10 protein-coding genes are annotated in these 13441 nt (G+C 37.1%); 2 read left to right on the top strand and 8 right to left on the bottom strand.

Annotation, left to right across the window (positions count from 1 at the left end):
• Positions 1 to 64 precede the first annotated feature (64 nt).
• Positions 65 to 535, bottom strand: coding sequence for a DUF1572 domain-containing protein (locus LC419_RS17500; protein WP_223608568.1), 471 nt, complete (start codon positions 533 to 535; stop codon positions 65 to 67).
• A gap of 221 nt (positions 536 to 756) precedes the next feature.
• Positions 757 to 2448 (bottom strand): hypothetical protein, encoded by a 1692-nt coding sequence (locus LC419_RS17495; protein WP_223608567.1) that lies wholly within the window; start codon positions 2446 to 2448, stop codon positions 757 to 759.
• Positions 2449 to 2739: 291 nt separating this feature from the next.
• Between LC419_RS17495 and LC419_RS17490 the strand changes: the two genes are divergently transcribed.
• Both LC419_RS17490 and LC419_RS17485 read left to right on the top strand, forming a co-directional pair.
• Complete coding sequence (locus LC419_RS17490) at positions 2740 to 4935, top strand: glutamine synthetase III (protein WP_034724140.1); 2196 nt, start codon at positions 2740 to 2742, stop codon at positions 4933 to 4935.
• A 341-nt stretch (positions 4936 to 5276) separates the two neighbouring features.
• A complete protein-coding gene (locus tag LC419_RS17485) occupies positions 5277 to 5987 on the top strand; it encodes a C40 family peptidase (protein WP_223608566.1) in 711 nt (236 codons plus the stop codon).
• A 390-nt stretch (positions 5988 to 6377) separates the two neighbouring features.
• Here the strand turns inward: LC419_RS17485 and LC419_RS17480 are convergent, their stop codons facing one another.
• The 6 genes from LC419_RS17480 to mreC all read right to left on the bottom strand — a co-directional run bounded on the left by LC419_RS17480 (position 6378) and on the right by mreC (position 13438).
• Positions 6378 to 6884 (bottom strand): pentapeptide repeat-containing protein, encoded by a 507-nt coding sequence (locus LC419_RS17480; RefSeq protein WP_223608565.1) that lies wholly within the window; start codon positions 6882 to 6884, stop codon positions 6378 to 6380.
• A 103-nt stretch (positions 6885 to 6987) separates the two neighbouring features.
• On the bottom strand, positions 6988 to 8607 hold the full coding sequence (locus LC419_RS17475) for a hypothetical protein (protein ID WP_223608564.1): 1620 nt from the start codon (positions 8605 to 8607) through the stop codon (positions 6988 to 6990).
• Positions 8608 to 8855: 248 nt separating this feature from the next.
• On the bottom strand, positions 8856 to 10085 hold the full coding sequence (gene rodA / locus LC419_RS17470) for a rod shape-determining protein RodA (RefSeq protein WP_223608563.1): 1230 nt from the start codon (positions 10083 to 10085) through the stop codon (positions 8856 to 8858).
• The gene (locus LC419_RS17465) at positions 10082 to 12088 is read right to left on the bottom strand and encodes a penicillin-binding transpeptidase domain-containing protein (RefSeq protein WP_223608562.1); all 2007 of its coding nucleotides are present in this window, start codon (positions 12086 to 12088) and stop codon (positions 10082 to 10084) included. The genes rodA and LC419_RS17465 overlap by 4 nt, the downstream gene beginning before the upstream one ends.
• Positions 12085 to 12591 carry a rod shape-determining protein MreD gene (gene mreD, locus LC419_RS17460; protein WP_090025996.1) on the bottom strand — a complete coding sequence of 169 codons (507 nt, stop codon included), beginning with the start codon at positions 12589 to 12591 and terminating at the stop codon, positions 12085 to 12087. Before mreD ends, LC419_RS17465 begins: the two co-directional genes overlap by 4 nt.
• A complete protein-coding gene (gene mreC, locus LC419_RS17455) occupies positions 12584 to 13438 on the bottom strand; it encodes a rod shape-determining protein MreC (RefSeq protein WP_034724154.1) in 855 nt (284 codons plus the stop codon). Before mreC ends, mreD begins: the two co-directional genes overlap by 8 nt.
• Positions 13439 to 13441: the final 3 nt, after the last annotated feature.

Here is a 13441-nt window from a genome sequence, read left to right as displayed (position 1 = left end):
TAAAACCTTGACATGGCTCATCAGTGGCATTCGTGAAAAATATTCATGCCATTTGTGTTTCAAATTACTGATGAGCCAACATTTTCTTTATTAAAGTGATCTGTCCCAAATGATAGTAGCTGTGCTCAATCATTCCGTCTATATTTCTTCTGTAAGTTCCGTATTTTTCATCCACGAAAACCTCATCCATCTTATCATCAGGGATTTGCTCAACCAATAATCCAAACTTTTCTGAATCTGCCCAAAGTCTGTTTAACAAATCTTTCCACTGTTTTTCAGACTCAATAGGCGGAAGATCAAAACTGAACTGATCCTTTATTTCAAGATCACCTCCTTCCAATACATTCAGAACTCCGGCTATATAATAATGAATATGAAAGGTGAGCATGGCAATGGTATTTAAAGAATCTACCTTTGTGACGGCCTGCTCCCAGGTGACATCTGAAAGCTGATCTTTAAAATTCGTATTGGCGATCCACAAGCCGTCCAGCAAGACTTCTCTGAATCTTTTTGCTAATTGTGAAGCTGAGCTCATTTGTCTGACATTTTATGATTCTTAAAGATAATTATTTTTTTAAGCTTTCACGGACTGTACAGATGATCAGATTTTAACCACAAATGACGCTAATAAAACCACAATTTTAAACACTAATCAATTTGTGATATCCGTGAAAAACATTCATGTCATTCGTGTTTCAAAAAACAAAAAACCTCAAATGCAAAACATCTGAGGTTTCAATATGATTTAAAATCAAATTATTTTTTAGCCGGAATTTCTTTTTTTCCGCTTTGTAAGATCTTTTCAAGGATTCTTAAAGTGATCAGATAGGTAGGTTTTACTCCTGTAAGACCAAGACCTCCCGAAGAAAGTGTACTTCCCGTTTCCAAAGGATTATCCGAAGCATAATAAGCGTAACACACAAACAGATCCGGTGCAATATGATGTCTGATCTTGGAAGCCACCTGAATGGCTTTCTGATAATGCGCTCCTTCCATTTCAAGACCGATGGCTTTCCATGAAGTGTTCATAAAATAAGAAAGGATATCTCTGTTCTGAAGCGATGTTCCCAATACCGTGATCATTGGCCCTTCAAACGCTTTCAGCTCATCATCTTTGAAATCGTCCAGTTTTAAAGCATTTTCAAATGGATAGTTATCTGCTGTTCCTTCAAAAATATGAGAAGTTGGAATCATAATATCTCCTTTTCCTCCAGCCAGAATTCCGGCTTTACCCATAATGGAAACAGATTTTACTTTCATCATATACACCTCTCCTTTGTGTTCGAAAGGTCTCAGCAATTCATCCATTACTTCAAAAGCCTGCTCTCCGAAAGCATAGTCGAACACCATGATCACATCGTCTCCGACATATTTTATACCGCTGAATGGGGTGTTTTTAAGATCTGTTTTGCTTAAATCGATGATCTGAACGTCAATATTACTTCCGCTCTTATCATTAATATAGATCAAACCTTCTTCCAAAGCATATTTTGAAACTTTGTCTCGAAGTTCTTTTTTATCAGAAATATCTCCGTATAGCTTATAATCTACTTCTTTGTTGTCTTTTTTCTTTAAAGCATCATTTCCATACAGCATATTTTTCACGGAGTGCATGTTGGCTGAAATAATGTGCAACGGACGCATGTGAAGATCTTTTTCAAATAAAACTTCTTTCACTTTGTTGGCCCATTTCTCACCGAAATAGTGGTGTCCTACTCTTTCCTTTAATATCGCACTGAAATGAATTTCTCTTTCTCTGGTCTGTTTTGCATCTTCAAGGCTTACTTTTCCTAAGTTGTAGATGATTTTGAATAAACGGTCAGGATTTTCATCATCCCCGAATGAATTATAAGCATTCAATGTTTCTTCAAACGTTCTTCCTATTAAAGAAGACAAATGAATCAAAGCCACTTCTTTTTCTTTTCTGCTGAATTTCTTCTCCCCTTTAACTACTTCTTCGATGATTTTAAAAGCACGTGTTGGTTTCCAGTTTTCATCCTGAATGAAAGCCAGGTTTCTCACTTTGTCTGCTTCTATAAATAAGAAGGTAAGATGGGTAAGAATATCATAAATTTCCGAACGCCCCAAAAGAACTTCAATATTCATCTGGTGCTCGTCTATCCTGTAACAGTTTCTTCTTCTCTTTTTAGGTACAATAGGTTCGAAACTTCCTTTATCAAAACCCTCATCTGATGTAAGATGAATAAAAGCACATTCTTCAATTCCTTCAGGAAGTCTGTCTAAAACGTACATCAAACCATTTAATTCCAATTTATTAGGAATATTCATGGTACCATAAATCTCTGGATTGATAGTCTTTAACAAACTTCTGATACTTTCTCCAGAAACACCGGCAGGTTTAAAAAAACCTCTGTAAAAGAGGTGTCTCATAGAAATATACAATCTTTCAATTGCTTCCGTTGTTTCTCTAGCTCTAGAATTTGTCATAAAATAAATTTCACACAAATATACAAAATCTCGGCTCAACTTATTTTAAGTATCTTTTAACAAGCAGTTTAAATTTGTACCTTTATCATTCTAAAATATACTGCGCAAAATGCATTCTTGAAGCCATGGCAGGGCTAAATATTACCTTTCATAAGACAAACGCCCCCTTCAAAAAAGATTAAACCCGCGTTTGACTTTGAGTATTTTCACAACAACCCCTAAATTTTTAAGGGGTAAAATGTTTTTAATTCATTTTTTTTGTAAATTTGCCCCACAAAATACAACCTTAATATGTCAACTTTAAGATTCAAAGCGTTAGAAACTTTACCATTTAAGGACTTCAGAAGAGATAATTCTGTTGAGGTTCCCGGAAAACTGTCAGAATTATTCTGCCAGAATGTTTTCTCAGAAGAGACGATGAGAGAATACCTGACAAAGGAAGCATTCCAGTCTATCATGGATGCTATTAAAAAAGGAACAAAGATCCAGAGACACATTGCAGACCAGGTAGCCGTAGCTATGAAAGACTGGGCAATGAGCAAAGGAGCAACTCACTACACGCACTGGTTTCAGCCATTGACAGGAACTACTGCAGAAAAGCACGATTCTTTCTTTACACCTATTGAAGGAGGAAGAGCTATTGAGAGATTCAGCGGAAATCTACTGATCCAGCAGGAGCCTGACGCTTCTTCTTTCCCGAACGGAGGAATCAGAAACACTTTCGAAGCAAGAGGTTATACGGCATGGGATCCTACTTCCCCTGCATTCATCATGGGAACTACTTTATGTATTCCTTCTATCTTTATCTCTTACACAGGAGAAACTTTAGATTATAAAGCCCCTCTTTTAAGAGCGTTGAATGCTGTGGATGAAGCTGCAACTAACGTAATGCAGTATTTTGACAAAAACGTAACAAAAGTAACGCCTACCTTAGGTTGGGAGCAGGAATATTTCTTAGTTGACTCCGCATTATACCAATCGCGTCCGGATCTTGTTTTAACAGGTAAGACTTTATTAGGTCACTCTCCTGCTAAAGGACAGCAGCTGGATGACCATTATTTCGGTTCTATCCCGACAAGGGTAATGAACTTCATGAAAGAGTTGGAGATCGAATGTATGAAGCTGGGAATTCCTGTAACGACAAGACATAACGAGGTGGCGCCAAACCAATTTGAGCTGGCGCCAATGTTTGAAGAAGTAAACGTTGCCGTAGACCACAACTCTCTGTTGATGGACATCATGGCAAGAATTGCTCACAAGCACCATTTCCATATTTTATTCCATGAAAAACCATTTGCAGGAGTAAACGGAAGCGGGAAGCACAACAACTGGTCTTTAGCAACAGATACAGGTGAAAACCTTTTAAGCCCAGGAAAAAACCCTAAGAAAAACTTACAGTTCCTTACATTCTTCGTTAATACCATCAAAGCAGTTTATGAATACGCTGACCTTTTAAGAGCAAGTATCGCTTCTGCAAGTAACGACCACAGATTAGGCGCCAACGAAGCTCCGCCGGCAATTATTTCCGTATTCATCGGAAGCCAGCTGTTCAGAGTATTGGAAGAATTGGAAAAAGTAACAGAAGGAAAACTTTCTCCGGACGAAAAAACAGATCTTAAATTAAATGTAGTTGGAAAAATCCCTGAAATTCTTCTGGATAACACAGATAGAAACAGAACTTCTCCATTTGCATTTACAGGAAATAAATTCGAGATCAGAGCGGTAGGATCTTCTGCGAACTGTGCAGAATCTATGACGGTAATGAACACGATCGCTGCAAAACAGTTAATCGATTTCAAAAAAGAAGTTGATGCGCTTATTGAAACAGGTCTTAAGAAAGATGAAGCCATTTTCAACGTATTGAGAGAGTACATCAAGCAGTGCAAGAGCATTATGTTTGAAGGTGACGGATATTCTGATGACTGGGCGAAAGAAGCTAAAAAGAGAGGTTTGAATAACTTAAAAACTACTCCTGAAGCGCTTAAGCAGGAAATGGATAAAAAATTCGTTGCCCTTTACGAAGAAATCGGAGTATTTACTCACAGAGAAGTTGAGGCAAGAAACGAAATCAAATTAGAAAAATATTCTACTGTTATTGATATTGAAGCAAGAGTTTTAAGTGATATCGCAAGAAACCACATCATTCCTTCAGCTTTAAATTATCAGAACAGATTGATCGAGAACGTAAAAGGTCTTAAAGAAATATTCCCGGACAAAGAATTCAAAACATTGGCGAAAGAGCAAATGAGCTTAATCACCAATATCTCTGAAAACGTTTCCAAAATCAAATTGGGCGTTGAAGATCTTATTAAGGCAAGAGAAGCAGCAAAAGCTGTATCCAATAGTCAAAAGCAGGCAGAAACGTACTGCACCAAAGTAATTCCTTTATTTGATGTGATCAGAGAAGCTTCTGATGATCTTGAAATGATGGTGGATGACGAGCTTTGGCCAATGACTAAATATAGAGAAATGTTATTTACAAAATAACATCTGTAAAGTTCCATATTAGTTAAGCTCCCCGGTTTTTTCCGGGGAGTTTTTTTTTGTTTTATTAACATCGCTGAAAATTAGAGTTTTGAATCTTGAAATCCGATAAACAGAGGAAAGGTCATTTATTTTGTTAAAGAATCATAATAAAAAAAACCGCAGACTCGCCAAAAACGGGCGGTTGCGGTTTGTTTTTCTTTAACATACTTAAATAATATGTTAAAATGTGTTAAATAAAGAACCTGACAATAATCATATCGGGGGTCTTTTGCACGGAATCTCTACTTTTGTAATGCTTTGTGAAAATAAATATTCCTTTTAACACGGATAATCAAATATATATGAAGAAAAGAGTTTTGTTTTATTTAGTTGCTTTAGTGTCTACAGTATCAGTTCAGTCTTGCGCTACAAATTATGTAGTTTCACAGCCAGCAACTTACGCTAAAGAATACAAAACAGATGCCAAACTAGCTTCTATTGATAACAAGAAAATGGAGCAGGATAAGCAAAGACTTATCGATTCTTTTCTAGCCGAAAAGGCAGCATCTATCGCCAACGCGAAAAAAGCCATTAAGAATTCTGAGATTGCAAAAGCAGTCAAATACAATAAAACGATTGATAATATCCTAACAGAAGCTGAAACATACCTTGGAACTCCATACAGATACGGAGGAATGACAAGAAGAGGTATTGATTGTTCAGCTTTCGTTCTTTCTGTATTCGGAGCAGCAGCAGGGCTTAGCTTACCAAGAGTAGCAGCTTCTCAGGCTCAGGAAGGTGAAAGTATTGAAAAAGGAGACCTTCAGAAAGGAGACTTAATCTTCTTTTCACACGGAAGAAGAATCTCTCACGTAGGTATCGTAGAAAGTGTAACTGAAGAAGGTGAAATTAAATTCATCCACGCAGCCACTTCTAAAGGGGTAATGATCTCATCGCTGAATGATTCTTACTGGGGACCAAAATTCAGGTTTGCAAAAAGAGTAATCAACGAGAATGGGGAAGCTTATAATAACTTAGCCTCTTCTACTCAATCCACAGCGACAAGTTTTTAATTTTAAATAATTGATTTAAATAATGAAGCCATCAGATTTCTGATGGTTTTTTTATTTTTATGACTACCCCGTCTTTTTGCGTTGCAAAAATCCACCCCTTCAGGGAAGATTAATCATATGTAGGTAAAATGGTTTTAGCCATCGTAATAAAAAATGTAGTCATTAAGGTATGTTGATAGAAAGGAATAATAAGTTTTAGCTAAAGCATTATCTTGAATCTTAAAATACAAAGACGCCTCCATTGAATTTTTAATGATGTAACCGGAATAGATTTTCCGGCCTTTATTCTCTAACTTCTAATCTCTAGCTTCTAACTTCTAATTCCTATCGATTTCAATATCCAGTTTATAAAGTAGTCCGTGCACTTCAGAAAGTGAAAATCTAGCCTTTTTAAGCTTGTTTAAGGCTGGATCTATGGAATAGTTGAAGGAAGTTCTGAAAATCTGCCTTTTCAAGGTTTGTACGGTCGAAAATGGCGCCCGACAGGTCACAGTTTTTGAATACTGAATTAGAGAGGTCACATTCAGCAAAATCGGTTTCTATTAATTTTGAATTTCTGAATACGGTCTTTTTAACTGAGGTATTATAAAACACCGCATTGTTGAGAGCGCATCCATCAAAAGTAAATGAAAGTCCAAAGCCATTGCAGTCATTGAACTGAAGCCCGAACATTTTGCATTCTTTGAAAACAACGGTACGAAAAGCTGTTTTGAGCAGTTTAGCCATGCTCAGATTGCAACCGATGAACTCACAGTCTGTGAGACTGAAATCTGAGAGATCTGCATATTCAAAGCTGCAGTTTCTGAAGATACAGTTTTCATACTCGCCTGTTTGTAAGGGTTGATCGGAAAATATTACATTTTGGAAATCGTGATCGGAGGTATATCCGTTTTTCATAATAACGAGTCAAGCACTAAGAAAGCCAAACTTTTAATTTTGACTTTCTTAGATTTTTAAATTATATTTTAATGAATTGCTATTAAACTGGAGAACTGTTCTTTTAATTCTTAATTTTTAATGTGGAAACCTTACCATTATCAAGGGTAACATTCACGATAAAAACTCCATGAATTCCAATTTCAAAAGAATATTTCTGGGCATTGGCTTTCGCGTTTAGAATTTCTCTTCCTGAGGCGTCAAGAACTTCTATCTTCCTAATTTTTTCAGTTTTTGATACTACCGAAAAACCATTGTTATCTTTAAATATAGAAACACCAACATCTTTAACTGTCTCTTTCGTACTCAAAACTGTGGTTCCATATTTAGCCATATTAATGATTCCTGCAGCATTCTTATAAGGGAAATAAAGATCATTGCCATAGACTACAAATTTAGAATCCTGAACGCCCTGTCCATTATCCGGATTAGGAAATACTGTAATCGTGTTACCATCATATTTTGCAAGATAAGAAGGGGCAACATTCGGTGAAACAGCGGAAGTTTTATAGGTAAAATAAAGAGCACCGTTGAATTCTTTAAATTTTGCACCAATTCCTGTATCACCGGCAGAAAGATTAGAGATTATGGAAAGACTGGTATCTCCAGGTGTATATTTTCCTAAAAAATACTTATCTCCGGTGCCCTGATATTGAAAAAAGACATCATTACCAAATAGCACCGGGCTTCCCACAACTCCTTTATCACCAGATACGGGATTATTTATTTGAGACAGTATTGCCCCATCAAAAACTGAAAGCTTCTTATTTTCGGTAGATAGGTAAGCTTTTGAATTATGAATAAGTGGTTTATAGTTAACTGTAGAGAAGAGTGGTGGAGGTATCGAACCTGCCAATACAAAAGTATTGGATGCAGGAATATAATTTACAAGACCTTCATTTACTGAGCTCAATGACATTTTAAAATATAAATTATTAGCCAGATTGAAAATACCTCCATGATAAATAAAATTATCTTCTAATAGAGCTATATTTGTACCATCAAATTTTGCAATCCTACTTCCATAGGACCCCGTATAAGTATAAGCAAAATACAAATCATTATTATAAACTAAAGCCCAATTTCCTAAATGCGGTGTAAGAGTTGAATTAGTGAATGGATCATTAAAGTAGTATGGATTATTAATCCTAGTAAGTATTTGTCCATCAAATGACCATAAATGAAAATATGATGGTTGACTTGCAGGATAATTTGCATTTGTACTGTTTGATTTAAGTATTAATTTTCCATTATACTCAATAGGTTTATAATTACTTTCACCATCTTCTATAGTTATTCCACCTTCAGCATATACATAGTATGGGTTTAAGAACACATTATAGTTTGCTCCATCATAGGTGATAAGATAGTCTTTATTTAAATGGCTAAAAATAGGACTCTCAGGATTGTAATAATCATAGCTATAACAAAGTTTATTATTATAAACAATTATACTTCCTCTAAGTTGCCCAGCAATTGGTTGATTATTATAAGATGGCTCAGGCATACCGGTTACCGATACTCCATCAAATTTTACAAGTTTATAGTTTTTGGAAAAAAATAGAGAATTGTCATAAACAATCCCATTTTCACCATATTTTTCTGTATTGGGTATTACTACTACTGATTGTCCAAACAATCCTAGAGGTAACATTAAAGTAAGGAATAGTTGTTTCTTTTTCATAGTTAAATAATTTCACACAAATATACGTATTACAACCCTTTATGAATACTGAAGATCGATAATTTTATACTGATCGATAAGATTTTAAATTATTACATAAACAGGAAATTCAATCCATACTCATTGAACATGAAAAATTCTTTGTCTCAGACTATGATTGTACTTTGAAAAAAGAGAAAATTATTTTCTGCAGAGTAACAGGTCGGGTTCGTTTTAGTTTATGAGATCAAGATCGAATAATAATAAGCTTACACCAAGCTGTTCTTATCCGAATAATTAAGTTTAAAGAAAATAAAAGTCATCATAGAAAAGGCAAGCAGCGAGCTTCCTCCATAACTGAAATAAGGAAGCGGAATACCCACAGTCGGGAAAAGTCCCATAACCATCCCTAAATTGATTGTAAAGTGCATCATGAGGATAGAAGCAAAACAATATCCGAATACCCGGTTAAAGGTAGATTTCTGTTGTTCCGCGAGATAATAAATCCTGCCGATGTACACCATATAACATAAAACCAGCACCGCACTTCCTACAAAGCCCCATTCTTCGCCTACCGTACAGAAAATGTAATCCGTTTCCTGTTCCGGAACGAATTTCCCCTGCGTTACAGATCCTTCACGATAGCCTTTTCCTAAAAGCCCACCGGACCCGATGGCTGTTTTTGAATATAATAAGTTGTACCCGGAAGTATCTCTGAATGCTTTTTCTCCTTTATAGAGAACCTCGATTCTTTCTCTCTGGTGCTTTGGAAGCTTTTCTAAAATGTATGGCGAGCCGAAAGCCAGTCCACACAGTAATATAATTGATCCTGCAATTCCTGAAATAGAGATCACGTCCCAGGACATTCTATGATAATTCATAGCAATCAGAACTCCGGCAATGACCACAACTGTCAACGCTACATACACTGGTGGTATGGCAAGAGAGACTAAAAAGACTCCTGCAAATACAAATCCAACTCCAAACAAAAGACCGTTCAGTCCTTCTCTGTATAAAGCGATAAAGAATGCAATAAATACGAGCATGGAACCCACATCGGGAATCATCAGAACCACTGCTGCGGGAATTCCGATGATGGCTAAAACAGTCCAGAGTGATTTCTTGACTTTAAGATTAAAATCCGGTCCGGAAACATAATTGGCCAGCATAAGTGCGGTTCCTATTTTGGCAAATTCAACCGGCTGCATGGTAAAGCTTCCGAATTTATACCAGTTTTTCTGCCCGAGAATTTCCTTCCCAAAAGGGAAAAGTCCTATCAAAAGCAAAACCCCTCCGATATAGATAATACCGGACATATTCTCGAAGAACTTGCTTCTTCCTACGAATATAATTAACCCTACAAATAAAGAGATACAGAAGAATACCAACTGTTTCTCCCCTAATTTCTGGTCAACACTGTAGATATTTGCAATGGCAAAAATACAAAGCAGAAAATACAGCCCCAGACCTAGTTTATCTATTCCTTCTGCCCATTTCATTGCTTTACTTTTTTAGCGTTGTTCTTTGTTTCTTCGTCTATTTTTTTCTGCAGTTTTATTTTCTGCTCCTTGATAAAATTCAGGCTGTCCTGTTTTCTTTTCAGCTTAACAGAATCTTCTTTAGGATCTTTGTATAAGCCTTTCCGTTTCAGATCTGCCACCCACTGTCTTTTGTACTCAGGCATAAAGGTAGCGCCCGTCATCTTTTTGTACAGGTTTTCTCTTTTCAGATCTCCGGTAATATATTTTTCAGCGATCACTGTACAGGCTGGACCTGCCCATGTTGCACCGAATCCGGCATGTTCCATTACTGCTGCCACAACAATTCTAGGTTTGTCTGCAGGAGCAATTAAAACGAAGATCGAGTTATCTTTCCCCTGAGGCACCTGTGCTGTACCTGTTTTGGCCAGCTGGGTAAAGTCATTGGATTTTAAACTTCTTGCGGTACCTCTCAATACTACGGCCTCCATTCCTTTCAGTACGGGTTCGAAGTGTTTAGGGTCTACAAGTGTTTTGTGTTTTGTTTTAAATCTTTTATCCGGATTAGGTTTTCCATCGATAGATTTAACAATGTGAGGAGTATAGAACCATCCTTTATTAGCGATAGCGGCCACATAGTTGGCTAACTGCAAAGGCGTCACCAATACATCTCCCTGCCCCATTCCGTTGAAAATAGAACCATTCATGGTATAGTCACCCGTCCAGTCTTTTTTACCGCTTCTCTTTTCGTAGAACTTCCCGCTAGGAATTCTTCCCGGTGAACCTACAGCAATATCATTATTCAGATATTCTCCTACCCCAAAACTGCTCATGATCTTTTTCCATTCATCAACACCTCTGGAAGGATCTTTCGGATATTTATTCATGATGGCAATAAAGGCATGCGAGAAATAGCAGTTGCTGGAAACCTGGATGGACGGAATCAGAGGATCTGCTCCTCCATGTCCTTTAATTCTCAAACCTCTGTAAAAAAATCCGCCACCACAAGGGAAAATGGTATTTTCATCCATTACCCCCATCTGCATTCCCGCCAAAGCAGTTAGTAATTTGAAGGTAGATCCCGGAGGATAAGCCGCCTGAACTGATCGGTCAAACGTAGGTTGATTATCGTATAATGTGTCTTTGGATAATGCGTAAAGATTTTTTGATTTATATGGACCTGTAAATAAATTCGGGTCAATATCCGGACCGGTGGCCATGGTCAGAATCTCTCCGTTATTAGGATCAATGGCTACGATAGCTCCGTGTTTTCCCACCAGCATTTCTTCTGCCATTCTCTGAAGATCGTAATCAATGGTCAGCGTAATATCTTTTCCGGTAATAACGTCCTTGTCTAATGTTCCGTTTTTATAGGAACCGATATTTCGAAGTTTAATATCTTTCTGGATATATTTCATTCCTTTTACCCCGCGAAGTTCTTTTTCGTAAGATTTCTCAACTCCAGTTTTTCCGATGAAATCTCCCGGAAGATAGTAAGCCGAGTCTTTCTTGATTTCTCTTTCATTCACTTCACTGGTGTACCCCAAAAGGTTTCCGGAAGTTCCTACTTCATACTGTCGCTGAGGTCTGGATACAATACTGAATGCAGGATATTTGAAAATAATTTCCTGAACTCTGGCAATATCTTCTCTGCTGAGGTCCTTCAGGAAAGTCATCGGGGTCAGCTTTGAATAGTATTTTTCTTTCTTGATGATCTCAATTCTTTTGATAAAATCGGCTTTGCTGATCTGCATCAGATTGCAGAATCCCAACGTATCAAAATCGGGTTTCATAAGCGCCTGCGTAAAGGATATTTCGTAGGCAGGCTGGTTTCCCACAAGGATCTTTCCGTTTCTGTCGAAAACGACACCCCTTTGTGGAATGACGTATTCAATTTTAATAGAGGTATTAGCCGCATTTAAGGCATAACGGTCTGTAAACATCTGCAAATACGCAAGCCTCGCCACAAAAATAAGGGCGATTACGACTAAGGCAGAAAAGATTTTTAAATAACGTGTGTTCAAACTTTTTGTTTGATTTTAAATATTAATGCGTAAACAACGATAAATATAAAGGAAATTATACTTGTGATCACTACATTAAGTAATATTTCAAAAAAACGGCTAAATTTAAAAAATTCTATATACTGCACTAAAAGCTGATGCAGGAAGATACTTGAAAACAGGAACAGTAAAAACTGTGCCCACTGAAGGGACTGAAAAGAGAAAAAGTCTGTGGAAGTATCTGTGGAAGTTCTGAAGATCAACGTTCTAAAATACGCGATCAAAGTCGTTGCAAATGCATTGATTCCCCATGAATAGAGGAACGCATCTACTGAAAGTCCTATTAAAAAGCTTAAAGCTAAAAACTGATATTTATTTCTGAAGAAAGGATAAAACATGACGAAAACCGGATAAAGAACCGGCGTATACTTTCCGAAAAGAGTGATCCTGTTGAGTACAAAAATCTGTAATGCAACCAGGAAGATCATGATCAATATATCGGTAAATAAAGTCCTGCTAATCATTTTCTTTTTTTATTACGGTCTGCAATGTATCCTGAATTCTCTGTACTTCGGCTTTCTTAAGATTTTTCACAACGAATACTTTACTCAAAGCACCCATTTTTTCACTCAGCTCTACTGAAATATCCCAGAAACCGGTTTTATTATCTACAGAATATCCTGCGATGGTTCCTATCATGACACCTTTAGGAAAAATAGCAGATTTACCGTCTGTAACAACAGTGTCTCCTACTTTTAAAGCTACATATTTAGGAATATCTGCAAGGTGCATCACTCTGGAATTATCACCATTCCACGTTAAAGTTCCAAAATATCCGGAATTTTTCAACGATGCGTTGATCCTGATTTTATTGACACTAAGAACAGACTGAACCAAAGCATAGCTGTCTGTAGAATTGATAACAATTCCCGCGATTCCTTTAGGAGCCATCACGCCCATCTGAGGGAAAACACCGTCTCTGCGGCCACGGTTGATGGTAAAATAGTTATTTCTTCTGTTGATACTGTTAAACACGATTTCGCCGTCTACAAAAGTGTAGATCTGCCCACCCCCTAACGTATCATGTACTTTTTTGAATACAGGATTCTTGGCTCCCTCTTTTCCATAAAGCTGGAGCATCAGAGATTTATTCTGAGCCACAAGATCTTCATTGATCTGTTTCAGTTTCAGATATGAAACCCCTTCATCTATATACCCCGAAATCCATGAATTCAGCGCAGCCGACTGGCCAGCTACCCATGATTTCTGCATGGCGTTTTTAGAGAATATAAGAACCAGAGCAACAATCTGCAGGAATATAAAGAAGACAAAAAGAGCGTTCTTCGAAAATAGTCTCAGCAAAAATCCCATTCA

This window comes from Chryseobacterium sp. OSA05B (genome assembly GCF_019970065.1).
Lineage (GTDB): Bacteria > Bacteroidota > Bacteroidia > Flavobacteriales > Weeksellaceae > Chryseobacterium.
The sequence above is the reverse complement of the archived record's forward strand: the minus strand, read 5'-3'. Positions and strand labels throughout refer to the sequence as shown.